Source organism: Deminuibacter soli (genome assembly GCF_003412455.1).
GTDB lineage: Bacteria > Bacteroidota > Bacteroidia > Chitinophagales > Chitinophagaceae > Deminuibacter > Deminuibacter soli.
On record NZ_QTJU01000006.1, the window covers coordinates 38,348 to 64,562 of the forward strand.

Here is a 26,215-nt window from a genome sequence, read left to right on the forward strand (position 1 = left end):
TATTCCGCGCACTAATCCAGGTGAACATTAACAAAGGCATTCATACCGGCTTTCAGTTGTTTTACCAGTGAATCCTGTTTGTTTACAAACTCTATTTTCACAGGTAAACGCTGTACTACTTTTACAAAGTTACCGCTGCTGTTATCAGGCGGCAGCAAGGCAAAGCGTGAGCCGGTAGCCGGTGAAAACGAAGCCAGTTTTGCCTCGAATTCATGACCCGGAAATGCATCAATCTCTATTACTACTTTCTGGCCCTCATGCAGGTCGTCGAACTGTGTTTCCTTGAAATTGGCAATTACCCAAATCTCATCACTCTGTACAATGCTGAAAGTAGCCTGGCCTGCCTGCAAATACTGGCCTGCCTGTACATTCACTTTTGAAATAACGCCATCTGCCGGTGCAGTCACCACCGTATAGGAAAGGTTCAGTTTGGCATCATCCACATCTACCTGGCGCTGTTTAATGGTGGCATTTACCACGCCCACCTGTGTAGACGTAGCATGGCTCTGTGAAGTTACCTGCCCTGTTTGGCGTGTAGCCTGCAGGCGTTGTTCCTGCAGCATCTGCACCCTGCGCTCGGCCGTTTCTTTGGTAGCCTGCGCCATTTCGAACTGCTGCTGCGTAATGGAGTGATCTTTGATCAGGTTGGCATAACGTTCATAGTCCTGTGTTGCGCGGCGCAGGTTCACCTTTGCTTCTTCAATCTGTGCATCTGCCGCTTTTACCGATGCTTCATAAGTGGCAATACCTGCACGTGCAGCTGTTGTTGAGGCTTCTGCAGAAGCAAGGTTACTTTGTGCAGTAGCCAGCGCAGCTTCAGCCTGCTCCACTTTTATGGTCAGGTCGCGGCTATCAAGCACGAGCAGGGTATCCCCCTTCTTCACATGCTGGTTATCTTTTACACGCACCTCGGTTACATAACCTGAAATTTTGGGAATAACCGGGTTAATATTGGCTTCCACCTGTGCGTCATCGGTTTCTTCATGATGTTGTGCATATACATATTTGCTGATGCCGAACCAGGCACCTGCAACAACCAGTAAAATGAGTATGATTAAAAATGTCTTGCTTCTTTTTTTAGGGGTAGTATCACCGCCTGCGGCTGGATTATTTGACATAAAGTATGTTTTTTCAGTACGTGCGATTGAATAATTATAAGTTCAGCATACCTGCTTTCTGCAACAGCGTGTGGTAAGCCAGTACCAGGTCGGCCTGCGCAAACCGCAGGTTCAGCCGGGCCTGCAGCTGTGCCACATCTGCATCCAGCAAATCTGTAAGGGTAAGCAGGTTATTGTTGTATTTGTTTTTGTTGATGCGGTAGTTTTCTGTTGCCTGCTCCACCGCCTTGTTGTACACCTCTATTTTTTTAACACCGCTGAGGTAATCGAGGTAGGCCTTATTAATGGCCAGGTGAATATTATCCTGCAACACGCCTGCATTGGCAGTAAGCTGTACCTGTTGTGCTTTTGCCTGCTGCACTTTGGCATCCGTTTTCCACAGAGATGACAGGCTGTATTTAACACCAACGCCAATGTTAAACGCATTGGTAATGGTTAAAAAGTTGGGAATATCTGCTGCCACATAACCACCCGTTAAACCAATGCTGGGATAGTAATCGCCCTTTGCCACTTTTACATTGGCAACAGCAGCCTGTTTGCGCAGATCGAGTGCCCTTAAATCATTTCTGCCGGTATCTGCCATCTGCTCGTAATCCATCAGCGGCTTTAATTCACCGGGCTGTTGTATACTGGCCGAATCCAGCACCAGCAAGGTATTTTCGGGTAAACCCAGTAACAGGTTCATGTTCACCATGGCATACTGACTGTTGTTCTGCGCGTCGAGTAACGCCAGTTCCTGGTTAGAGGTTTCAAGCTGTGCTTTCAGCATATCATTCCTGGCCAGCAAACCATTTTTTTCCAGGTTGCTGAAATCCGTATCCCTTTTTCTTGACTGTTCCAGGTTATCCTGCACCAGCTGTACGGCTGCATTGGCTTTGTACAGGTTAATATAGGCAGCTACTGCATTCAGCATAACCGCCTGCTTATCGCCCGCTGCGTCCAGCCTGCTGGCTTCTTCCAGCAAACGGGCAGATTCAATGCCGTATTTGATCTTTGAGCCCGAATACACCGGCATCGATACGGTAGCCATGCCATACAGCAACTGCGAAACCGACGGGGAGCCGCCGCCACTGCTATCGCTGCCACCCAGCGCCTTGGTCTTCATGTTAATATCGGGCTTGGTTACCCGCAGGTACGAGCCCGATACACTGAAATCGGGCAGCCTGCGTTCCGTGGCCTCTTTCGTTGCAGCTACCGCTTCCTGAATACGGGCGGTACTTACTTTCAGCTGCTTGCTGTTTTGAATACTCAGTTCAACGGCATCGTGCAGCGTAAGCCGCTTTTGTTCCTGTGCCTTACCGGGCAATGCCAGTAACAGCAACGGCAACCATGCCATTGTAAACACCCGTGGTTTACTGTATTTCATAAATCTTCTGTTGCTTTATACAAAGGTTTCTAATGGTTCCTGTTTGAACAATTATTTATTAGATGAATATATATTCACTTAAAGAATAAAAATTTTATGCTTTCATTCCATCCCAGCACATCATAAAATTCATTTCCAGCATCTCGTCACTGATCTTTTTATTAAAATACACAGCGCGTTTCACGACTTCATTAATACTGCCCATCATAAAAGAGAGCAACCAGAAACTGTCCATATCTTTCAGCTCCTGTTCCTGTTTACCACGCTCAATCAGCTCACGCAGGGGATCGAACATTTTCTTTACCCGCACCTTGGTAGGTTCATCAATAAAGGGGGAATGGAAACATTGCTCCAGGAACACACTTTCGTCAAAATGCTCCATACGGTGGCGCATGATGTTGTACCATATCAGGTGCAGGGCCTCTTTATAAGGGGCAGACGGATTATAATTCCGGAAAAATACCTGTGCAGAATTTTGTACGCAAACGTGAAACAAATTGAAGATAATCGCATCCTTGTTCTTAAAATAAATATACAGGGTGCCGGTGGCCATTTCGGCCTCCTTTGCTACAGACTGCATGGTAATGCCTGCCAGGCCACGTGCCTTAACCAGCTTCAGGGTAGCCTTGTATACCTGCGCTATCTTGTTTTCGTCCCGGGGTTTCACCCTGCAAATATAAGTGAATATTTATTCACTTAAACAAATTGAATTTATCCTGCTGCCCACCTGAACATCGTTGCCGGTAACCAATAACAAACTGCAACACCTCCTGAAAACCAAAGAGCCGCCCGTAATGGGGCGGCTCCTGTTTTATTTTCAAGGTTCTTCAACGGCCGTCTGTTGCGCGTTTGTTTACAACAGTTCAATGGTAAACAGCACGGGCATATGATCGGAGTATTTATAAGGCAACACCTCTACACCGGTTACTTTCCATTGCGCATTTTTCGACAGGAATGCGTAATCAATACGCACATGCGGCTTATCAAAAGAAAAAGTATTCTGCGCATCACCTTTTACAACAGCCGCATCCAGCCAATGCTGCAACATCAGCTCATAAGCATTGCCTTCAGGCGCAATATTGAAATCGCCACACAATATAGCCGGACCAGCTGCATTGCCCAGGGTGCTGGTAATGGTTTGCACCTGTGCTTCGCGGTTGGGTGCAAACTGGTGACAAAGATGCGTACCGCCGAAATACAGCGTGCGCCCGTCTGCCAGCTGGTGCTGCACATAAATCAACGCCCTTGGTTCACCACCCGAAGGGTTGGGCAATTGTACCACGGTTGGTTTATCCGAAGCATATTTAGTGAGCACTCCTTCGCCATAACCACCGCCGCCATAGTTCATGGCTTTGCCAAAGTAACCTTTCATACCCGTTTGTTTGGCCAGCTCCTGCATAATGTCTACGGGCTTGCCGTATATTTTTGCAGACCGCTCCGTAGCGCTGTCTACTTCCTGGCAGGCAACAAAATCAGGTTTCAGTGCTTGAATCAGCGCAGCAATATCGTTCAGGCTGGGTTTGCCATGTTCATAGTTTTGCTCGGCATGATAAATATTGTAGGATAAGATTCTGAGCTTTATCTGCGCTGTTGCTGCAGCAGACAACAACAGGCACAACAACAATGATGAAACAGTCCGCATATTATTTTCTTTTAAAATACCGGTAATATTATTTCCAGTTGGGGTTTTGTTTGAGAGTAGGATTCAGCAGTATTTCCTGTGATGGAACAGGATACAGGTAATCCCTGTCTTCATTAAATGTTTTGCCCAGCGTTCTGTTTACAATGATGTAACCGCCGGATGTGGTATTGGTTAAATCAATATCACTGCCGAGTTTTAAAATTACACCGCTGCCTGCAGGTTTATTGCCGGTGTATATCTGCAGGTCAATTTTACCATCCTTGTCCAAATCGTACTGGCCGGGGCCCGGGAAATACGCACCGTTGAAAGGCGCAGTAAGCACATGGCCTTCTTTCCAGCGCATAAGATCGTTCCAGCGCAGTCCTTCCATTACCAGCTCAATACGGCGCTCACGGCGTATTTCAAGGATAACGCCGGTATTGGCACCGGTTACATGCGTGTACTGACCAGCAAGATAAGCATCGGGATTGTTATTGGCTGCTGTCAAATCCATTGCAGGCATACCAACCCTGTCGCGCAGCAATTTCACCGATTTATCGAGATCAGCCTGTGTAAGTGTACCCAGTTCAGCCTTTGCTTCTGCATAGTTCAGCAATACTTCTGCGTAGCGGAATACGGGTAAAGGATTATCTGAACGCTGGTTTACATCATGTGAAGGGTCACTTACAAATTTAATCAACTGGTACCCCGTTACCGTAGCAGCATAGTCAGGCGCGATAGTAATGGCACTGCCAATACGTGTATAACCCGGTGTGCGCACCGTTTGTGACAAACGCGGATCCCTGTTCTGCACCTCGCTGTAAAACTGCATGGTATCGTAGCCGGCCTTGTCAGTAAAACGAGAGCCGTCTTTCATCAGGTAACTGTTCACCAGTTTCTTCTCCAGTCCGGGTTTGCCGTACGATGGCGTTAAGGTGTAATAGTTGAGGTTATGAAACACTTGCAGTGCAGTACTGTACTGGCGTGCCAGGATCACTTCATCTGTAACCACCGATTCAGAAGCAAACAAGTCCTGGTAAGGTTTTGCGGTGCTTTTATAAATGGTGTACGGACTGGCGCTGATAAAGGTGCCTGCTGCATCGGCAGCGAGTTGCAAAAAGCGGTCAGCATCGGGCAGACTAAATTCTGTATGGTATTTACGGAACGTGCCTTCAAACAAACACAGGCGCGATTTAAGTGCCAGGGCCGTCCATTTGGTAGCTTCGGATGCTCTTTTATCAGCAGGCAGGTGCGCAATGGCAAAATCAATATCTGCCAGCACAGAATCCATTACCAGCGTGCGCAGGTCTCTTGGCTTCAGCAGTTTGGCCGAATCATTGGATGCAATTACTTCTGAGTACCAGGGCACATCACCAAAATGCGCTACCATATTGAAGTAAAAATACGCACGGAAGAAACGTGCCACGCCTACATACTGGTTGGTCACCGTACTATCCAGTCCGCCGCGGCGGTAGTTCTGTAAAAAATAATTGATGTTGCGCAATGCACCAAAGCTCCAGCCACCGCCGGATACCGGCACCACGCGGGCGCCGCTTTGCTGTTCACTCAAACCGGTTTTAATGATGTTATCAATGTCTTCGTTATACAAACTGGTAAAAGCATTGTTATTATCATCCGCATTGGGTATCATACCCTGGTAAAACGAGCGCACATACAATTTCAGTTCGCTTTCAGAATTAAAGCCATTATCTGGCGAAATCTGCGAAAGCGGTTCACGTTCGAGGAAATCTTTTTTACATCCTGCCAGCACCAGGCCAGACAGTAATATAACAGAGAGAATTTGTTTCATGTAACAGTTTTTTCAGATCAACAATGTTAGAACGTCATGTTCAGGCCTACTGAATAGGTTTTAAAGAACGGGTACACACGACCATTCACATCACCATCGGGCATTGCCTGTTCGGGATCAATGTATTTGGTTTTAAGCTTTGTTGCAGTAAACAGGTTTTGTCCGCTGAAATAGAAACGCAGTTTGCTTACCCCTATCCTGCGCAACAGTGAAGCAGGAAGGCTGTAACCAAATGTGAGGTTCTTGAGACGGATATAAGCGAGGTTTTGCAGGTACTTATCGTTTGCTGTGTACAATTCGCCACCGGCGTTCAATGCCTCATAGCTTCTCAGCCTTGGGAAATACGCATTGGGATTTTCAGGGCTCCATATCTTGCCCGGGAAATCCGTTGGTATAAACGAGTAGTACGCCCTTGAATACGGGCCCCAGAATTTATCCGCGTTATTACCGGGATACCATTGCTGTTTGCCGATGCCCTGGAAAAACACCGCCATATCAAAACCACCCCATGAAGCGCTGGCATTGATACCAAAAGAATAACGCGGGTTCTGGTTACCGATCCTGCGCATATCACCGGGGTCAATTGCAGAGTTTTTACCATTATTGATAATGCCATCGCCATTCAGGTCTTTGAAACGGATATCACCTGCAGACAATTTGCTGTATACACCCGGTGCGCTTAAACGTTGCTTGTTTACAAAAGTCTGGTCAATTTTATTCGCTTGTGCTGCTGCATCGCTGGCAAAATAACCATCCAGCTTATAGCCCCATATTTCACCCAGCTGCTGGCCAACATAGTTATTACTAAGCAGCTTGTTCGGGTTATCGAAACGGGTTACTTCTGCCGTATAATCAGACAGCACTACGCCTACGTTGTAAGAAAACGGTTTGCCTGCCACAGTACCGTTGTCACGCCAGCTTACGTTTACATCAAACCCTTTTGTTTCCAGGTCGGCCGCATTTTGTTTGGGTGAGCCTGCACCAAATACCGCGGGTAAAACCTTGCCGGGGGTAATCATATCTGTGGTAATGCGTTTATACCAGTCGAACGATACCTGGAAATGATTTTTCAGCAGGGCCAGGTCAACACCGGCATCCAGCGTTGCAATTTTCTCCCAGGTAAAATTGGGATCAATAGGTGCAGGCACGCTGAGCGTTTGTGTTTTGGTGCCGTCAATAATCCAGTTGTTCACAGTTGCAGGCATTACCGGCACATAAGGATACAAGCTGGCATAGTCTGTTCCCGAGCCCAGTGCCTGGTTACCCAGTGAACCATAAGAACCGCGGAATTTCAAATCGGAGATCACCCTTTTCAGCGGGGCAAAAAAGGCTTCCTCGCTGATGCGCCATCCTGCAGAAGCAGAAGGGAAAAAACCATAACGCCTGCTCGCCGGGAAACGGGAACTGCCATCATAACGACCATCCACTTCTACCAGGTAGCGGCCTTTGTAATCATAGTTTAAACGGCCGAAATAACCACGCAGCGCGAGCTCGTTGGCATTGCCTACTACGGTTATATCACCGGTGCCCAGGTCAATCTGGTTAAGATCGTTTGACAGCAGGTTGCTGCGCTGAACCGTATTGGTTTTGTACTTCAGCAACTCCTGGTTTAAACCGGCCACGGCTTTGAAGTTGTGCGGGCCAAAGCTTTTTTCGTATGTGCCGTATAAGTTAATGGTATGATGCTGATCGAGGTAACTGCCCTCTTTCAGGTAATCGTTACCTACATACTGAATTACACCTGGACTGACAGACCAGGGATCTGCTGTTCTGCGGTTGAAATCAGCATGCGGCATCAGCTCATAGGTATAGTTGCCGGTTAATGTTAAACCCTTTACCAGGTTAAGGTTAAAGCCCACAGTATTGGTAATGTCGTAATGTTTTTCACCGCCTTTTGATTTACCATTCAGCAGCGATGCAAACACACCGTCGCCAATGGTATAGTTGTTCAGGTTGGTGCGGTAAGTAGCCGTACCGTCCGGGTTAACGGGCACATAAGAAGGCAGGGCATGCACAGTGATAGATACAAAGTTGGAATTGTATCCCCAGCCCGGGTAAGTATAATCCGTTCCTGAAAACTGCGTATTGCTAAACAGGTTTAACCAGGGTGTAACACGTGCATTTATTTTGGCGCGGAAATTATAGGCATTGTACGCATCCTGGTTAATCTGGAAAATACCTTTCTGGTTATAGTAACGGCCGGAAAGCATAAAGTCAACCTTCTCGTTGCCACCGGATACATTCAGCGTATGCTCCATGGAAGGCTGCCAGTTGCGGAACATGGTATGCCACCAATCGGTATGGCCATAATACACATACTGGTTAACACCATTGCGGTTTTGAATAACCACCTGTGGCAGGGAAGGATCTGACTGGCGTTTCAGCAATTCAGCATAGTCATTATCATTGTAGCCGGTATAACTGTTGCCGGTAGCGCGGATAAAAGCAGAATCAACCAGTTTGGCAGCGGTATAGCCATCGGTAATAAAATCTGTTTTGGTGGTAGGTGTTTGCCAGCTGAAATTATTGCTGTAGCTCACCGTAAGCTTGCCCTGTTTGGCACGTTTGGTAGTAACCAGTATTACACCATACGCACCGCGTGCGCCGTAAATGGCAGCAGAAGCCGCATCTTTCAATACGGAAATAGATTCTACATCTGCAGGGCTCATCAGGTTAATATCACCGGGAACACCATCAATCAATATCAATGGAGAACCGCTCAGGTTGGTTAAAGAGGCAGTACCGCGCACATTGAATTTAGCGCCACTGCCGGGATGCCCGTCACCAAAAGTAATGTTGAGGTTAGGTACCACGCCCTGCAGCGCCTGCCCTACATTCGCCACCGGTTTATCTGCAATGGCTTTTGAATCAACATAACCCACAGCACCGGTAAGGTTCACTTTTTTCTGCACACCATAACCTACCACCACCAGCTCCTGGTTATTCTGTACAGAAGCCTGCAGGCGTATGGTAATCACTTTCTCATCTTTTACCAGCACCTCCTGTTTCTCGAAACCGGCGGAGTTCACCACCAATACATCGCCTTCTGCAATCCGCTCCAATATAAAATTACCGTCATCACCTGCTACAGTGCCGCGGTTAGTGCCTTTTACAGAAATACTGGCTGCAGGCACCGGCGTGTTTTTTTCATTGTCCAGCACCCTGCCTTTTAAGGTAAATGGCGCAGCTGCTGTTTGCTGGAATACGATCAGCAAATCGTTCGTGGTTTTATACCCGAGCGAAGTACCTGCCAGCAGCGAATCGAGTATCGCATTCAACGGCTGCTTCGAAAAACGCCTGCCGCTATAATTGACCTTCTTTACCTGTGCAGCATCATACACCAGTTTAAAATGACCTGCCTCTGCCACATGCTGCAGGGCTGAAGCGAGGCTCATGTTCTCCAGATTAAGGCTCGCGGTTTTCTTTAAATCCTGCGCAGCCGTTTTTTCCCATGCCCATGCACCTGTTACCAGCAGCGTGCACAAGCATACGATGCCCAACCGCAACAGCGTGCGGCTGACCAAACAACGTAATCGATTTTTCATACTTTTGACATGTTTTGATTGCTATGATTAAAACAGAACTGCACGCATCCGCAGAAATGGCCGTTTCTTACGGACGTAACAGTGTAGCTTTTTTGTATTGGCCGGTTATGTGTTTGCATAACCGGTTTTTTATTGACCTTCCTGTACTGCAATAACAACCTCATCACCATTGATCGTGTATTGCAGGTTATGCACCAGCGTTAAGGCATCCAGAATTTCTTTCAGTGAATTGTTGCGTGTAAATGTGGCCGTACAGGCAAGTGAGCGCAGGCCGGGGTTTTGCACACTGATGTGTACATGGTACTTGTTCTGCAGCGCCAGTATAATATCACCCAGCGGTGCCTGGTCAAACGACAAAGCACCGGTTCTCCAGGAAGAAATATGTTCAACCGGCTGCTCAAAAGCAATGCCCTTTAAAGTAACAGGGTTAACGGCAATGCCCTGCGAAGGCAGCAATTCAAACGATGCCGTTTGTTTTTTACCATGTGCCGTAACACGCACCTTTCCTGTTTTTACGGCTACGGATATTCTTGGCAAAGAATGATAGGCGCTTACATTAAACGATGTACCCAGCACGCGTGTATCAACGTTGGCCGTATGCACTATAAAGGGTTGTGCAGCGTTTTGCCTTACATTAAAATAAGCCTCGCCTTCTTCAAGATAAACCTCTCTTGTTGTACCTGTAAACGCAGCGGCATAACGCAGCCTGGACGAATAATTCAGCCATACCTCCGAACTGTCGGGCAGCAATACCTTTTTCAACTGCCTGCCTGCCGTTACGGTAACAGTCTTTGCAATAACTGCCGGCGTTGCCACTGCTTTTGGCTGAACAGCGACCGCATTGTTTTTTGCAGCAGGCAGCAACAGGTAAATACCGGCAGCCACTGCTGCCACTATTGCTGCGGCGCTTATTAACCATGGCCTGAAGCGTTTAACGGGTGCCGCTTTTGCCGTATCCGGCAAGCCGATGCGCTCCCTGATAACGCTGAGCATTTCCTGCGACAGCTGTTCTTTACTGTCAGCCGGCAGCACTGCGGGCAGCTCACCTGTTTGTGCAAACCATTGTTCTATCAGCAACTCCTCTTCCGGTGTTGCCTGGCCTTCCAGGTAACGCTGCAACAATTCCTTGATGTGGGATAATTCCATGAACCGGTTTTGTTTTTCCTATTGTGGTGAAAAACAACAACTGGTACCAGGCGCCATTGTTACCAAATTGTAAACAAGAATGAGGCGGCTTCTTTTAACCCATCTTTTAAACGTGCGAGTGCACTGGTTAACTGGTTCTTGATGGTTTGTTCGGAGAGATTAAGGCGTGAGGCAATTTCACTCACAGGCAATTTTTCTTCGCGGCTCAGCAGGTACACTTCACGCATACGCGCAGGCAGCAGGTCTATTTTTTGCCCGATTAAGGCAATCAGTTCCTTTTCGCGGATAACAGTATCCGCATCATTGAATGAACCGGTCACCATGGCTGCAAGCTGGCTGCTGCGCTGGCGATCTTTCAGCAGTACGCTTAATTTTTCAATTACCTTATACCGAACGGCAGCATGCAGGTAAGCGGTAAGCGAACCATGCAGCACCAATTCACTGCGGCGCTCCCATATGTTAATGAAGATATCCTGCACGATGTCTTTGGCAGCGGCAGTAGATTGAAGGCGACGATAAGCAAACAGGTACAATGATTCCCAGTATTGCGCATACAGTTGCTCAAATGCCTGCGGCTCATTGGCCGCGATGCGCTCAAGCAGGCGGGAATCAGCAGTTAATTGTTGCGGCATTATGCTGACTATTGGGCCGGCAAGTTATAGCAGCAATACAGCTTTACACGTTAACAAATCGTAAACAATCGTGAGTGGTGAGTTGTGAGTGATTGTAGCGGGTATCGGTTTCGGGGTCGGGACATCGACACATCGAAATGATTTAAGCGAGAACTATGCTTGTCGCAGAGGCGATTTTTCAAGCGAGATGCTCTTTGTGTTCTTTGTGTACTGACTTTGTGCTCTTCGTGGTTAAAAGCATTCCCAAACATGCCGGAGGTGTATGCACCAAACAGGCTTGCAGCTTGCAGCTTCAAGTTATTTCAGCAATGAATATACTTTTTCCCTACTTTCGTGCCCCGTTAAAATAAAACATCAAGCCGGGCAGGTTCCAGAGCGGCCAAATGGGGCGGACTGTAAATCCGCTGTCTTTCGACTTCAGAGGTTCGAATCCTCTCCTGCCCACATAAAAGTCCTGTAGTGTACACTGCAGGACTTTTTTATTCTCCCCCGTGGCAGCTTGCAGTAACACCGGGAAATTTTTCAGGTTCATGCGGGAAACAGGCGCTTTTGCGGTATCATGTACCCATGGCGTTCGTATAGCGCCGCAGAAAATCAACGCACTTGTGAGCGGCCTTCAAAAAAAAATCTCCAAAATTTCATTTATTTTTTTGCAGGAATAAAAATCCTCCTATATTTGCAACCCAATCGCAGCCAAATGGTTGAAAAACAAGGGCTACGAGCGGGAAAGTTCTTAACTTTACAACAGAAGCCGGCAGCGTGAAACCTGATAACGCTCAACAAAAACGGCTTCAAAACAAATGCCCAGATGGCGAAATTGGTAGACGCACTGTGTTCAGGTCGCAGCGCCTTCACGGGTGTGCTGGTTCGAATCCAGTTCTGGGCACCATACAGCCTTGGTTATCTTTGATAATCAAGGCTTTTTTATTTTCCGTAAGTCGTTTTCTACCCCCTTTTTCCGCTTATGCACGTTTTTCCTGACACGAAAACGACACGGGTAATGACACGGATTTTAAACCTCGGCGACAACAACCAACGTTTGACACGGCTCACATCGCCACGATTTGACAGGTACAAAACGGCAGTTTATCTGCGCCTGCTTTTACATACTTCCAGGTTTTGACAACCTGGTGCAAAAACATATCCCCGTAACACTGTCAGAACTGTTTTGAAGCAAACTGATTAACAAAGCCACTCATTGGCAGCTAGGCATACAGAATGCTGCGTTTTGGTTCAATTTTGCACCGTTTCCTCCATACTGCAACGAATCGTGTCATTTTGTGAGCTGGTTCTGATAAGCCAGCTTACTCTACCACGAAAAATTCAATATTATATTCCGTTTCGCCGAGGAAACCATTTTTACCAAAGATCACCGTCTTAACTGGTTCGTTGTTATCATCCAGGTGACGGTTATTCAGCAATAGCATTTTACCGTTGTATTGTGCTTTGACCGAGTATTTCCCGATCGGTATATCTTTTACCATAAAAGTACCTGCTACGTCTTCCACCGGCTTTTCAAATGCCGTGGCAACAGTTCCATCGATCAAAGTTGATTCGCCGGGATAAGGCGTAAACAGCAGTTTTATTTTCGTCATGTTCACATCAGTACCCAGCATGTACAGGTCAACATGCGCACCATAATAACTGGTACTGCCGGGCCGCTGGCCACTGAGCTTCCATTTGAAGTTTCGCACAGCTCCGGTAGCTTTGCTGAAAGCACCGGTATTATCTGGCTCCAGGTCAAATGTATAGGTTTGTCCATAAGCATTTTTTGTAAGCTGGGCTTTGGCGGTCCAGTCGCCTGCAGGTTCATTGGGTAACGACACCTCGTATTTACCTTCGTTATTGCTGGCAGCAAGAAGATAGCTGTTATACCATACTGTATGTTCAACAATGATGTTCGCCGCCTTCACAGGCAGATTTTTAGCGTCCGTTACAATACCCGTTACAGCGCCATTCTTCGTTCCTGTAACAGGCGTGTCAGGCAAGCCGGCATTTTTGCTGCAGGCAATTATAACAGTACTGCCTATAAATGGGAGTATCCAAAGGTGTGTCTTGTATTTCATATCCAATATTTTATCTGGTTTATGGCGGGGATTTTTATGCAACCTTTGAGATCTGCGGTTGGCTTTTGGCCATCATGTCCTGGCTGTTGTCAAATCGAATCTGCCTGCCCAGGATATACCTGAAATAAAAAGCAACAACAAATGCCGCGGGAATACTGATGGATGTCCAGGTGGCAAGATCTTTAGAGATGCCCTGGAAGTCTTTGTAATACTGGAGATAAGCGCCGAGACCGATCAAAATGCCTGCAACAGCCGCCAGCAAATAACCGAGTATGCATTGCCCTATCCATTTTGCGGGAGATTTTACAAAGGGCCTTAGTTGTACAGCGTTGATAATGCCGATGGAGAGGAACATAAAAAGAATATCGAATGGCACGAACAAGGTATAGTAGCCCAGCCAGAACACCCATGGCGCAAAGAACAGTAACGGCCAAGCGTCTGACAGGGTTTTCTTTTTCCCAATTACTTCAAAAGTTTTGTTTCTCGAAACGGCAAGGAAGAAAACAAAAATGAATATCGAAATGGTATGCATGATAAACTGCGGTGTCGTTAACAATTTATCATGATCGCCGGTAAGCCCGTGTGCAATCAGCGGGTGCAAAAGGCCCAATAATCCTGGGTAAACGACCAGGTTTCCGACCACCCATTTTCTCAAAAACATGCTTTTAGTATTGTTCATAATTTGTAATTTAGAATACAAAGGACCCTCCTTTCCCGCGCCTGAAAAGGCATCTTTTATTCCTCAAATGATATATTTTGCGCCATGGGTTTACAGGGAACTGTTATACGTACCATCTTCCAGACAGCCACCTCATTCGGGGCGGCATTTGATGCACTTTGCGAGGTGTCGCATATCAGCGCTGATGAAATGGGCGATTCAGAAAAAATGGTTGAGTGGGAAAAAGCGGCTTTGATCTGGGTGCCCCTTTTAAAACTCACCGGCGATCCCTTAATCGGTTTGCATATAGGTATGGGCACGCCCAAAATGCTGCATGGCATGGTTGGATTTTTGATCCAAAGTTGTAAAGATCTTGACCAGGCGTTGCAAATGCTAAGCAAGTATGGCCACATGATATCGCCGATGGTCTCCTATAAATACATCATTAATGATGTGGCCATTCTTGAAATAGAACAGAATAAAATGTGGCTGCTGAAGCATCCGGAACCGGCAAGGCAGGCAAACGATTTTTTATTGGCATCAACGCTCAACACCTCCGCAGCACTTACAGGCCAGCGCATTGTTCCGTTACGAATAGAACTGGCCTACCCAAAGCGGGAAGTTTCCGAATATCAAAAGTTTTTTGGCTGTGACGTACTTTTTAACCAGGAGGTCAACCGTATTATTTTAGATAAAAAAGATATAACTGCGACTATACTCACCAGCGATCAATCTATGTTTGAGCGCTTCAACTCGATGGTGGCCGAAAAGCAGGCGCTGCTAGCCACCAATACAACCAGCGGAAATTTGAAACAGGTATTGTTCATGCAGTTCAAGGGAAGGATACCTTCGATTGACGAAGCTGCCTCATCATTGGATATGACACCCCGCAGCCTGCAACGAAAACTGATGCAGGAACGCACCACCTTCCGCGATGTTGCCGGGGAAATTAGAAAAGATATTGCGTTTCAATTAATGCAAAATCCAGCGATAAAAATTTCGGAGGTTTCAGATATCCTCGGATACTCTGATCCGACCGCGTTCAGAAAGGCCTTTAAGTCGTGGACGAACGTGGCGCCGCGTGCGGTTAAAAAGGTAGGTGTGGATAATTACGAACGGCGTTAAGATTACACCAGATTGCAGCTCGTAAATTTTAACTTCGTTCTGGAAATTAATGAACTGAAGTAAAGAAGTTGCCGACAGTTTGGAAGACAACCTGGTAGCTAGTCCTATGTATGATCGTGCATAGTTTCTTCTTAGGTTTAGGTGGTCACACAATTGGGAAAATACAGTTTCCACCATCTGTCGCTTCGATCTATTTTTCTTAGGATATTAAAGAGCTGAATCAGAAACCCTAAAAAAGCATCTACATATTCGACAAACATGGGAAGCCGACCTATAAGATGTTTGTTCCTTCTGCATCCTCGCGCCTAGGGTAGACGCCAAGCGGCACCGGCTGTATGTATTGGAAAAAACAATTTACTCGTCGCGCATGCTTGCATACAACGTATCTGAACTATAGAAATCCATCAGCAATATCGGTCGGGTTTGTGCTTTATAGCACTCGGCCGGTGTTATCTTCTCAGGGATTCTTCAACAATACTAGCATCGATGCTATTGGCAGCATACACAATTTTTCCATCTTTTAGAATAAAGTATGCTGGTATCGCCTTTACGTTGTACTGCTCTCGCATCTTTTCGTCGGCTATCAGCCCCAGGAAGGTAATGCCTTTCGTTGCGTAGATTTGTCTGGCCAGCACCGCGTTTTTGGAATTGGTGAGTACACCGATCACCTCCAGGTTTTTGCCTTTAAATTGTTCATGTATTCCCTGCACCTTAGACATCGCACCAAGGCAGGGTCCGCACCAGGTATCCCAAAAGTCCAGTAAAACGATCTTTTTAGCAGATCCGTCATACGCATAAAACTCCCCGTTGAAGTCCGGCAACTTGAAAGATGGCGCGTTTTCAGAAAGTAAAGATCCCGGCTTCTTGTTCTCTTTTGGAGTGGGCCTGTATTTGGATAGCTGGGTGCTATTTAAAATTGCCAATTCTCCATTTACATTCACCCCCATATTTTTTAGCTCTTTAATCGTGACCTGCCTTGCTCCAAATGCATGGAGTGTATCCAGAATCTTTACCGGCAGGTAATCACTCTTGCTCAGGTACAATATCTTATTGTGGTGCTCAATACCGTAGGCTGTATCATCTGGAAAAGCTATTGATATTAGGTAGTTGGTTCGAGTTTCACTAACGGAGATTCGAACACCTGTCGTATCAAAACTCATTAATTCCGGTACCAGTAGCTGTCCGGGAGGACTGCCATAGAGCATTTTTCGGTTTAGCTCCAGCGAATCCAGCAAACCTGCATGCTCATTGATAACATAGGCACGTACTCCGTCATATTGAAGTCGCATATGTAAATCTGGTCGGTAACACGAAAAACGATACCCTGTGAATGTATCGGCTGCGCTCTTTGCCATATAACACTGACCTGAATGCTTCCAGATAGCACCGGTGACAAATGTATCGATCCGAATTACTTCATATGATATTTTGGAGCACTGTTCAATCGCTGCACGATATTTTTCGATGACATTAGTTCCCTGGCCATAACCTGTCCTATCCTGCAAAATAGAAAGCAATAGTAAGCCAATGCAAAGATTGAAAAAACGTGATGTTCTCATGCCTGCTAGATGTTTTGGATATACAGCGTCTAATCTATAAAAAAAATTTATACTTGACCTTAAATTCTTAAGCACTATTTATTGCAGCCTGGCATTTACCGTTATTTAATATAGCTTGACAATCCGTGAAATGACTGGCATTACAAACATTTAAACTTGGGAATGGCGAAAGTAGCTAATAGGTGGAGCTAAATCCAACAGTAGCTTTAACAGAACTATCATTTTGGTTAATTCTTTGCAAAGTGAGCAAAAACCATGGAATATATCTCCCGGCGCTGAAGCAGGTATGAATTGGAAGAATCTAGTTGATATGCGCTTATCTTACGTGGTTTCTGCGTATAGTAGTCACTATAGAGGACAAGTCGATATTTTCATCGATTTGTCCTTTTTTATTTCCCCAAAACCCTTTCCCACATTGCATATCAGCGAAACGATTTCGTTTAGACTTGTGGTTCGAAAAGTCGATTCTTGAAAAAGCAGTTTTTCGGGGAACATCCCCTTCTCGATACAGATTTGCTATATTCTGCAGGGTTTCTATACACGTTTTAAGGAGCTCCAGATTTACTGATATTTTGGCCATATCCATCAATCTCGCTTCCAACTCTATGACTTTCTTCGCACTATCCGATTTTTATTTGCTTGTATTCATCAGCATCTATAGCTTCAATTAAAAAAAGTTCCCTGGCTTTAGCAATTACTTTATTAGCATCCTCAATTGGGTTTCTTAAGTCTGAACCTTATTTCGATCAGATTTTGTAAAGTTGCAGCAGACTTTAATAATTACTTCAGTATATGCCGCCACCCTGCTAAGCTTATGCTGCTGGTACGCATGTACGCGTAAAAAAATAGAGTAGCTAAACGCTTCTTTAAAAATTAAAAAGGGAGCGATTCTTATTTTCCTTTTGACTAAAATTCCTGATGTTGTAAATAAATGTCAGCATAAAGTAGCGATGAAGCAATTTGATTTGTGAATCAAGAATGTAGTTCTGACTAATAACCCTGCTTATCCCGGTGTTTTGATTTAACAGGTCAAAATAAGATAATTTTAAAATGCCTGCATTGTTCTTAAGAAAGGTATAGTTAAACGCACCATGCCATAGCAAGTTGTCTTTTTTTATTCCAGCTGGCTGTAGTGGGTTTATCTGGTAGTCAAGCATATTTTCAAAATAGAAATGCTTTTGCAAGTGAAGGGTCATATTGAGCTTCGCACCGTGGGTTGTGACATCCAGGCTGGGAAATTCGGGATCACTATATCGGCTTTTGTATACAGAGAGTACATATGATAGTCGCACATCAACCAGATCTTTCCAGTTCACCCCTGCTTCTGCACTTGGAGATATATTCCATAGCCGCTGCTCACTCCGTAAAGTATTTACCAGTATGATATTCCGGTTAAAACTGCTATTGAATTTAGCCCCCCCGATCAATTCCCAATTGCCATTGCCTACTTTCAGGTGCTTGGTAATACCTGCCATTTCACTAATTGTCCAATTCCCGTTTGTATTGACAGGCATTGCGTACTGGACGCCGTCACCATCCACCGAGCGTTGTTGTATAATAGCATCCGTATACTTGGTCGCTGCAATGCGGAAGTTATAGGCAATCAGTTTGCTGGCCTTATAGATATTATGCGACAAACTTACAGTCTGGCTTTTTACTGGCTTCAGGTATGGATTGCCTTTGATCTGAAAAAGCGGGTTGGTGTTATTGACAACCGGTTGAATGCTGGTTACATCTGGTTCTTTGAGTGTAGAGCTATACCCGAGATAAAATCGGCGCCAGCGTATCGTGGCATATGGTCTATAGTACTGGAAGTCTTGGCGAACAGCCGAATCACCAAACCTGTTGTTGATATTGATTGTCTGCACCGTTATGCCTGGTGTAAAGACCACCTGGCCGATTTGCCAGGGAAGTGTAACAGTTGAAAAGGTTTTAAAGCCGGTGCGGTGTGAAACCAAAGAAAGGGAATCTATCCTTTCTACATAGGAATGCGCCTGCGTATCAAAGTTATAAGCACCGGTCTGTTGCTTTTCATTGAAATAAGCAACCGTACTGGTAAACTGCAAAGACAGGGTTTTGCTGATGGGTTCTTTATAGGTTAGATCCACTGAAGTTGAAAAAGACGGCAAATTGGTATGGCGTAGCTGGTTTAAATAATCGTAGAGTGAATCCCCTCCGCTATAAAAGTCACTATTCGCTGAATTGATTTGATCTTGCTTATTATGATCGAGTGACAGGCGGTTGAGGACGGTAAAGGACCGACCGGCTTTTTTCAACCTGAGATTACTATAACTTAATTCATGTGAATAATTTAAGCCATCTCCATTCAAAGTCTCCCGGTTCACACTGTGGTTTAACAACTGCTGATAGTTTGTTGCGGAACTAATGTCGGTAAAGGAATGGCTGGTCACATTGCTCACATACAGCGCAGGTTTGAAATTAAGTTGTTCAAAGTTGCTTATCTGTTGCCGAAGGCTTCCAGAAAGTAAGTGGGTTCTACTATCAATATCTTGGAGCGCGTGGGTACGCACATTTAATATCGAATCGCCAAGGAACTGCTGGCTCACCGAAAGCTTATCCAGCGCAGATGAATTGCCGTTATAAAAATACAGCAAGTTCAGGGTAGTATTGGCTCCCAGTTGATGGTTGATATTCAGGCCTCCGCCCGTTGACTTTTGAATGCCGCCGGCATCTCCTCCAAAAGACAGCTTATCGATGCTTGCCACAGAGCCATCTGCGTTTAAGTTCATGTCATTGAAATTACTTCTTTGAAATCCTCCAATCGAAAGCAGGTCATCGGACTGAAAGCCTGCATTTCTGCTCAGGTTGTTGCTAAATCCAATTGCACTCACCTGAAGTGTATCCCTGAACATATTTAAAAGGCCACCAGCCTCATAACGGCCCTCTGTGCCGGCACCTGCAAAGGCTTTTCCGAATATGCCTTGTTTTACGCCTTTTTTCAAGGTTAGATTGATGATCTTACCATTTTCCCAGGAAGGACGATTGGGATGCATATATGCCTCTTCCTTATCATCCGTCACCTGCACTTTGTCGATGATATTTGCGGGCAGGTTTTTAGAGGCGATTCTTGGGTCCTGACCAAAGAATTCACGGCCATCCACCAATAACTTGCTAACCCGCTGCCCATTGGCCGTGATGTTGCCTTCCTTATCAACGGCCATACCAGGCAATTTCCGGAATAAATCTTCAACCACTGCATTGGGTAACATCTTAAAAGAACTGGCGTTAAACTCAATCGTATCCTTTTTAACAATCACGGGAGGTCTTTCAGCAAGTACCAGCACTGTCTCCAGGGCAATCGTATCGGGCTTCATAACAATATTACCGAAATCTGTCACACCTGCCGGCAGCGTAAAATTTCTTCTGTATACACTATAACCAGAATAAGTGACAATGAGTTTGAGCGGTGTTGCTGCAGGAACATTGGCAAACTTAAAATGCCCCTTATCATCGGTGAGTTTATAATTAATAATAGTGGAATCTTGGGATCTATACAGTGCGACAGTCGCCAAAAACATGGGATGTCTGTTTACTGAATCCACCAGGTTACCAGTAAGCGTTGCCGACAGTTGAGCAGAAACGTTGGTAAAGACAACGAGATTGATCAATATGGATAAGGCGAATGGAAAAATCTTTTTTTTCATCAATACTCTCTGTTGATAAGCAGTTAATGCGGTTAGTTATCCTAAGTAAACATTTTTTTACAACATGGGGAAAATTACCGGTGAAGATCCGTCGGCGGGTAATCGACATGGTCTTACCCTGGCAGCACAAATAGTACAACTATCAGTGGCATTGTTAAACTTGGTGCATTTGAGGAACTATAGCAGGAAGATATTCGGATTTAATGGAACCATACACTACCCAATTCTAGACGGCGCCGGTGCCATTGCACTACCCCTGGTGTATTTTTACGTTACCTGGATCAGCAATCACAAAGGCATAATTATAGTGCACGCATGGCCCTGGGCATTACTCATTTTAATAGGCGCCATCTTTCCGGCCTATATCACATTGAAATGGTACGATGAGCCGGTTGCAAACGGTTACGGAAAAACTGGCGTAGCATCAAAATAGTCCGGTTCCGGGCAAAAGCCCTCTTAACTTATTTAGAGAGTTTTTTTATTGCGCAGTAAATTTGGTGATATCCGGATTATAATCGTAATATTGCGATATGGGCATCACGAAATCAGATTTATTTACCAAACAGCAGAATGAGCTGGCCAATATGGCCAAGGCTATCGCCCACCCTGCGCGTATTGCCATTTTGCAATACCTGCTGAAGAAGAATGCTTGTATTACGGGCGATCTGGTAGATGAATTGGGGCTTGCGCAGGCAACCACCTCCCAGCATTTAAAAGAGCTGAAAAATGCCGGCATTATCCAGGGGAATATTGAAGGCGCATCCGTGTGCTACTGCATTAATCCCAAAATATGGAAACGGTACAATACGCTATTTAATGCCTTTTTCAGGGAAGTGAAAGATAGCGACAGCAACTGTTGTTGATTTTTTTGTTCTAATTATCGCAATATTGCAATTATACGATAAATAAATTTATTATGCAAACAGCTGAACAACTGAAAGAACTTGTAAAACAGAAATACAGCGAGATCGCTTTACAGGACAAGGGTACGAACCAGGCGTCCTGCTGCGGTGCAGGCGGCTGTTCAACCGAAGTATACAATATCATGAGTGATGATTACAGTACGATGGAAGGTTATAACCCGGATGCTGATCTGGGACTGGGCTGTGGCCTGCCTACGCAGTTTGCCAAAATACAACCGGGTAACACGGTGATAGACCTGGGTTCAGGCGCTGGCAATGATTGTTTTATCGCACGCAGGGAAACAGGTGAAAACGGTAAAGTGATTGGCATTGACTTTACACCTGCCATGATTGAGCTGGCCCGTACCAATGCGGACAAACTGGGTTACAATAACGTAGAGTTCCGCCAGGGCGATATTGAAAAAATGCCGGCAGGCGCTGGTGTGGCCGATGTGATAGTGAGTAACTGCGTGCTGAACCTTGTACCCAATAAAGATGGTGTGATTAAAGAAATTTTTCGCGTACTCAAAGCCGGCGGTCACTTCAGCATCTCTGATATTGTGCTTGAAGGCAACCTGCCGCACAACCTGCGACAGGCCGCTGAAATGTATGCCGGCTGCGTATCCGGTGCCATCCAGAAAAACGAATACCTGGACCTGATCACAGCCAACGGTTTTCAGCATATGACCATCCAGAAAGAAAAAGCCATTTTCATTCCCGATGATATTTTAAGCAGCTACTTATCGCCCGAAGAAATCACTGCTTTCCGTACCGGCAACAACGGCATCTACAGCATTACCGTGTATGCAGAAAAGCCGGCAACAGAAGCCTGCTGCGCTCCGGGATGCTGTGCTCAATAAAACGCATCACCCACTTTAATACTTTCACATGCAAAATTGTAACCCGGCCCGGCGCAGGCGCCTTAGCTTCCTGGCCCCATAACACTGATTGCACTGCTATTTACCATCATGGTTATATTTAGCCTGAAAGGCAGACTGCTTGTGCAGATACCACTGGATGTAGTCAGAATCGCCATACCGCTGGCCATCTACTTTGCCATTATGTTCCTGGTGAGTTTTATGCCGGGCAAGGCCATGGGCGCGGATTACAGCCCAATGCCTCCATTGCCTTTACTGCCGCAGCCAACAATTTCGAGCTTGCCATAGCCATTGATTGCTATCGGGTTTTCGGTATTAACTCGGGCCAGGCTTTTGCAGGTGTAATACGCCCGCTGGTAGAAGTACCTGCGCTGATAGCCCTGGTAAATGTGGCCTTCCGGCTACGAAAAAAATATTATACTGTTATTATCAACGCCGCAAAAGCGTAAGCCTTCAACATGAGCATTCAACTTTTACCTGCACTTACCGGGTACCTTGGTACCGTTGAAAAAAAGTTTGACCTGATTAATTGGCAACGAAAAAGCGAGCTGAATAAAATTGCAGACGCTGTAACAGCTGCACTCCATACAACCGGAAAAGCTGCACTGATCTATGTTTGCACCCATAACTCCCGCAGAAGCCATATGGGCCAGTTATGGGCAGCGGCTGCTGCGGCCTATTACGCTATTCCGGCAATAGCTACCTATTCCGGCGGCACCGAGATCACTGCCTTTAACCCCAACGCCATCAAAGCATTGCAGGAAGCCGGGTTTAAGATCTCTGGAGCTACCGGGCAACCTAACCCGCATTACAGCGTAGTATATGCAAGCGGCGCTGATCCGCTTATTACATTTTCCAAGAAGTATATGGATAAGCCCAACCCTACCAGCAACTTTATTGCTGTGATGACCTGTTCACATGCAGACGATAACTGCCCTTTTGTAACCGGTGCCACACTGAAAGTGGCAACCCCTTACGAAGACCCGAAAGACGGAGATGGCAAGCCCAGCCAGGACCAGGTATATAGTGCCCGTTGCGAACAGATTGCTACAGAAGTTTTGTATACATTTTCGCTGGTACAATCAACACTTCGTTCAACCAATGCGCAATAAACCGGCGCGCTGCACAAAGCCTCAATGCACCATTGCTTATTTGTTGTATTGTGCGTCGTCAACATGTTCCATCCAGTCAACAGGTGAGCCATTTAGTTTTTCCTGTATAGCAATATGGCTCATGGCAGTGGAAGCTGTGGCTCCGTGCCAATGCTTTTCACCCGGGGCGAAATAAACAACATCACCTGGATGAATTTCCTGCCGGTCGTCGCCTTCGAGCTGTTTCAGGAGCGTTTTTCTTAGCCTGCAGCCGGCAGTTACGCACTTTTCAATTCACCCAAAGGCACAGGCCTACTTTTCTTTTTACCCTGAAATAACTTTAAAAGCGGTTTCTCTATAAACTTATGTGCAATAATGCCGCCTGTGCAGGAAAGCAATACACCAGCCAGCATAATAAGCACCCAGTTGGCTTTGGGGTCCAGCTTCGACCAAACACCCAGCATTGCAGAAACGATGCCTGCATGAATAAGGTAGATGGCATACGATGCATCTCCCAGTAACAACAGCAGCTTTTCTATGCGCGAAGGAGTTGCCGAAGTTTGCAGATAAATAGCAGCATATAAAACCAGAGATGACAGGACACCGCAAACAAATACCTGGTAAAAGGTTTTATATTTTCCAGCAAAGCAATAAGCTGCTATCAGTAAAAAAACAATACTCACAACAGTGAGCCATGTGCTTGCACGTTTTTCTAAGCGTGGCAGCTTATCTTGCAAAAACAACACAGCAACCAGGTAGCCTCCGCCAAACAACAGGTTCAGCTTGCTGAATACAAAACTACCCAGTGCGTTTAAAAATTCATTACTTATATAAGGCGCTGCAAAAAACCACACAAAAGGAGAAAGAAACCAAACTACCAGCACCAGGTACGACCGTATCTGGAGAATACTTATACAAAACAGGATATAGAATAAAAACTCATGACGAAGTGTCCAGATCTGGTTAGGCTGCACCGCACCAACCGGGAACAGGATGATTGACCTGCCATATTCCATGTAAGGAAACTTACCATCTCTACCCAATACACGCAGCATGGCATAGCCTATTACACATACCCACATGAACGGGATGATGCGGGTAAAGCGTTTGCCGAAAAAGCTTGCAGGCGAAATTTTTGGTGTTAAAGTATTTTGTTGCAAGGATACATATGCGATGATAAAACCACTGATAACGAAAAACAAGGGTACTCCTATGGCGCCTAAATCAAAAAAACCATCGCACATGTTCATGTTGAAATACTTGGGAAACCTGGCCATTCCCGATGTATGGGTTAACACTACTAAAATGGCCGCTAAAGCTCTCAGGTATTGGATACCCGGTAATTGAGGTTGCTTGGACATTGGATTTTTAAGGGCAATTGGTGGAAACCAAAAATACTGGAATAATCTTTAAAACCACGTTTAAACAATAAATTAAATATTCACCTGACGGCATACATGCAATAATACCACTACTCCCGGATATCCCGTGTTCTGTACGGCTCAGCGTAACGTTGCGCCCTGCATAATAAAACCGGTGCGAAGCGAAAGTTGTGCTTCAGGCTTTAAATCCTCTTCATTCCATACCAGCGCGGTAATGGTATTGCTGCCGGTATGCAGCCAAGGGCGCCAGGTTTACGGTTTCATAATTCCATTGCAGGTGTTCTCCCCTTGCCGGCCCTAATGATGCCAACTTGCCGTTTATATACAGCTTGTACCGGTTATCGACAGATACATGTACGCTGAATGATAAGAGGATCCATTTCATAAGCAGGCAAATGAAGCATTGGTATTATTACTGCCAGGATATATAAAACCAACACAAACGCCATCCTGCCGTGTCTGTCCGGCACCCACAGTTTAAGCACAACAGTAAATCTTTAACCTCAAACAACCCTGATGAACGGCAAAATAACCTTCCCGGTGGGTTGATTTGGACAAGCAGGTTATCTTATCTTTAATCACCCGCAAACACATGCTGTTGCGCCACGACAAATATCATGAAACAGATTACCATTCTTGTTCCCGACGGACAAAGCACCTTAAGCAGCGTAGCCTGTATTGTAGGTGCTTACGAGGTATTAATGAGCGCCAATGCTTACTGGAAAGATGTCGGCAGGGACGAACCGTTTAACATTATACTGGCAGGCGTTTCCAAAAAAGCGGCGTTCGACAACGGGTTGCTTACGGTAAAAACACAGGCCAATATTGCAGACATCAGCCAAACACATCTCATCATTATCCCCTCGCTTATCCGTGATTTCCAGGAAGCCACAAAAGGCAATAAACTGCTGAGGGACTGGATTGCCCAACAATATCAAAACGGCGCAGAACTGGCCAGCATGTGCACCGGCACTTTCATGCTGGCATCTGCAGGTTTGCTGGATGGAAAAAACTGCGCTACACACTGGAGTGCGGCCGATACTTTCAGAAACCTGTTTCCCAAAGTAAAACTGCAGCCTGAAAAATTGATTACAGATGAAAACGGCATTTACACCAACGGCGGCGGTTACTCTTTCCTGAACCTGATGATTTACCTGGTAGAAAAATATTACGACAGGCAAACGGCGATCTATTGTTCCAAAATATTCCAGATTGAGATAGACCGGCAAAGCCAATCTGCCTTTACTATTTTTACCGGCCAGAAACTGCATGGCGATGAAATGGTGCAACAGGCGCAGGCGTATATTGAAAGCCAGCTGCACGAGAAAATATCCGTGGAAGATTTGTCTGCCCGTTTTGCTGTAGGCAGGCGCAACTTCGACCGGCGGTTTATTAAAGCCACCGGCAACACACCGCTGGAATACACGCAGCGGGTTAAAATAGAATCAGCCAAAAAAGCATTGGAAACCACGCGCAAAAACATCAATGAAGTGATGTATGAAGTGGGCTACGCTGATATAAAAGCATTTCGTGAAGTATTCAGGAAAATAACCGGCATGTCGCCACTGGAATACAGGGCGAAGTATAATAAGGAAGCGATTGTTTAAATAAGTAAAATGCCTTAGAAAAGGCGATCTACCATATAAACCGG

General features: G+C 45.7%; 21 protein-coding genes, 2 tRNA genes and 1 pseudogene. 9 read left to right on the forward strand and 15 right to left on the reverse strand.

The window, feature by feature from the left end; translation table 11 throughout:
• Nucleotides 1–11 precede the first annotated feature (11 nt).
• From DXN05_RS16120 to DXN05_RS16155, 8 genes are all read right to left on the reverse strand, one after another.
• Entirely contained in the window at nt 12–1,118 is a 1,107-nt protein-coding gene (locus DXN05_RS16120) for an HlyD family secretion protein (protein WP_116848314.1), read from the reverse strand.
• Nucleotides 1,119–1,152: 34 nt separating this feature from the next.
• Nucleotides 1,153–2,484 (reverse strand): TolC family protein, encoded by a 1,332-nt coding sequence (locus tag DXN05_RS16125; RefSeq protein ID WP_116848315.1) that lies wholly within the window; start codon nt 2,482–2,484, stop codon nt 1,153–1,155.
• Between the two features lie 94 nt (nt 2,485–2,578).
• On the reverse strand, nt 2,579–3,151 hold the full coding sequence (locus DXN05_RS16130; RefSeq protein ID WP_116848316.1) for a TetR/AcrR family transcriptional regulator: 573 nt from the start codon (nt 3,149–3,151) through the stop codon (nt 2,579–2,581).
• 186 nt (nt 3,152–3,337) lie between these two features.
• Nucleotides 3,338–4,126, reverse strand: coding sequence for an endonuclease/exonuclease/phosphatase family protein (locus DXN05_RS16135; RefSeq protein WP_116848317.1), 789 nt, complete (start codon nt 4,124–4,126; stop codon nt 3,338–3,340).
• A gap of 28 nt (nt 4,127–4,154) precedes the next feature.
• Nucleotides 4,155–5,915, reverse strand: a complete 1,761-nt coding sequence (locus DXN05_RS16140; protein WP_116848318.1) for a RagB/SusD family nutrient uptake outer membrane protein — start codon at nt 5,913–5,915, stop codon at nt 4,155–4,157.
• Between the two features lie 26 nt (nt 5,916–5,941).
• Entirely contained in the window at nt 5,942–9,460 is a 3,519-nt protein-coding gene (locus DXN05_RS16145) for a SusC/RagA family TonB-linked outer membrane protein (RefSeq protein WP_116848319.1), read from the reverse strand.
• Between the two features lie 129 nt (nt 9,461–9,589).
• Nucleotides 9,590–10,606 (reverse strand): FecR family protein, encoded by a 1,017-nt coding sequence (locus DXN05_RS16150; RefSeq protein WP_116848320.1) that lies wholly within the window; start codon nt 10,604–10,606, stop codon nt 9,590–9,592.
• Nucleotides 10,607–10,665: 59 nt separating this feature from the next.
• Nucleotides 10,666–11,238, reverse strand: coding sequence for an RNA polymerase sigma factor (locus DXN05_RS16155; RefSeq protein ID WP_116848321.1), 573 nt, complete (start codon nt 11,236–11,238; stop codon nt 10,666–10,668).
• A gap of 361 nt (nt 11,239–11,599) precedes the next feature.
• Between DXN05_RS16155 and DXN05_RS16160 the strand changes: the two genes are divergently transcribed.
• Nucleotides 11,600–11,682: transfer RNA gene (locus DXN05_RS16160), tRNA-Tyr, on the forward strand.
• 358 nt (nt 11,683–12,040) lie between these two features.
• A tRNA-Leu gene (locus DXN05_RS16165) sits at nt 12,041–12,127 on the forward strand.
• Between the two features lie 415 nt (nt 12,128–12,542).
• Here DXN05_RS16165 and DXN05_RS16170 read toward each other — a convergent pair.
• Both DXN05_RS16170 and DXN05_RS16175 read right to left on the reverse strand, forming a co-directional pair.
• On the reverse strand, nt 12,543–13,304 hold the full coding sequence (locus DXN05_RS16170) for a hypothetical protein (protein ID WP_116848322.1): 762 nt from the start codon (nt 13,302–13,304) through the stop codon (nt 12,543–12,545).
• Nucleotides 13,305–13,338: 34 nt separating this feature from the next.
• On the reverse strand, nt 13,339–13,983 hold the full coding sequence (locus DXN05_RS16175; protein ID WP_211330078.1) for a hypothetical protein: 645 nt from the start codon (nt 13,981–13,983) through the stop codon (nt 13,339–13,341).
• An 84-nt stretch (nt 13,984–14,067) separates the two neighbouring features.
• Between DXN05_RS16175 and DXN05_RS16180 the strand changes: the two genes are divergently transcribed.
• The gene (locus DXN05_RS16180; RefSeq protein ID WP_116848323.1) at nt 14,068–15,087 is read left to right on the forward strand and encodes an AraC family transcriptional regulator; all 1,020 of its coding nucleotides are present in this window, start codon (nt 14,068–14,070) and stop codon (nt 15,085–15,087) included.
• Between the two features lie 12 nt (nt 15,088–15,099).
• On the opposite strand, the pseudogene DXN05_RS25305 reads toward DXN05_RS16180, so the two are convergent.
• The 3 genes and pseudogenes from DXN05_RS25305 to DXN05_RS16195 all read right to left on the reverse strand — a co-directional run.
• Nucleotides 15,100–15,294: pseudogene (locus DXN05_RS25305) on the reverse strand (IS982 family transposase); the annotation flags it as partial.
• 242 nt (nt 15,295–15,536) lie between these two features.
• Complete coding sequence (locus DXN05_RS16185) at nt 15,537–16,646, reverse strand: TlpA family protein disulfide reductase (protein ID WP_116848324.1); 1,110 nt, start codon at nt 16,644–16,646, stop codon at nt 15,537–15,539.
• 866 nt (nt 16,647–17,512) lie between these two features.
• The gene (locus DXN05_RS16195) at nt 17,513–20,311 is read right to left on the reverse strand and encodes an outer membrane beta-barrel protein (protein WP_116848326.1); all 2,799 of its coding nucleotides are present in this window, start codon (nt 20,309–20,311) and stop codon (nt 17,513–17,515) included.
• Nucleotides 20,312–20,480: 169 nt separating this feature from the next.
• Between DXN05_RS16195 and DXN05_RS16200 the strand changes: the two genes are divergently transcribed.
• From DXN05_RS16200 to DXN05_RS16220, 5 genes are all read left to right on the forward strand, one after another.
• Nucleotides 20,481–20,744 carry a hypothetical protein gene (locus tag DXN05_RS16200; protein ID WP_211330079.1) on the forward strand — a complete coding sequence of 88 codons (264 nt, stop codon included), beginning with the start codon at nt 20,481–20,483 and terminating at the stop codon, nt 20,742–20,744.
• Between the two features lie 97 nt (nt 20,745–20,841).
• Nucleotides 20,842–21,174, forward strand: a complete 333-nt coding sequence (locus tag DXN05_RS16205; protein ID WP_116848327.1) for an ArsR/SmtB family transcription factor — start codon at nt 20,842–20,844, stop codon at nt 21,172–21,174.
• Between the two features lie 53 nt (nt 21,175–21,227).
• The gene (locus DXN05_RS16210) at nt 21,228–22,073 is read left to right on the forward strand and encodes an arsenite methyltransferase (protein ID WP_116848328.1); all 846 of its coding nucleotides are present in this window, start codon (nt 21,228–21,230) and stop codon (nt 22,071–22,073) included.
• A 108-nt stretch (nt 22,074–22,181) separates the two neighbouring features.
• Nucleotides 22,182–22,379, forward strand: a complete 198-nt coding sequence (locus tag DXN05_RS25310) for a hypothetical protein (protein WP_317125877.1) — start codon at nt 22,182–22,184, stop codon at nt 22,377–22,379.
• A 170-nt stretch (nt 22,380–22,549) separates the two neighbouring features.
• Entirely contained in the window at nt 22,550–23,203 is a 654-nt protein-coding gene (locus DXN05_RS16220; protein ID WP_116848329.1) for a low molecular weight phosphatase family protein, read from the forward strand.
• A 257-nt stretch (nt 23,204–23,460) separates the two neighbouring features.
• On the opposite strand, the gene DXN05_RS16230 is transcribed toward DXN05_RS16220, so the two are convergent.
• Both DXN05_RS16230 and DXN05_RS16235 read right to left on the reverse strand, forming a co-directional pair.
• Nucleotides 23,461–24,543, reverse strand: a complete 1,083-nt coding sequence (locus tag DXN05_RS16230; protein WP_116848330.1) for an acyltransferase family protein — start codon at nt 24,541–24,543, stop codon at nt 23,461–23,463.
• A 214-nt stretch (nt 24,544–24,757) separates the two neighbouring features.
• Nucleotides 24,758–24,949, reverse strand: a complete 192-nt coding sequence (locus DXN05_RS16235; RefSeq protein ID WP_116848331.1) for a hypothetical protein — start codon at nt 24,947–24,949, stop codon at nt 24,758–24,760.
• A gap of 232 nt (nt 24,950–25,181) precedes the next feature.
• Between DXN05_RS16235 and DXN05_RS16240 the strand changes: the two genes are divergently transcribed.
• On the forward strand, nt 25,182–26,171 hold the full coding sequence (locus DXN05_RS16240; protein WP_116848332.1) for a GlxA family transcriptional regulator: 990 nt from the start codon (nt 25,182–25,184) through the stop codon (nt 26,169–26,171).
• Nucleotides 26,172–26,215: the final 44 nt, after the last annotated feature.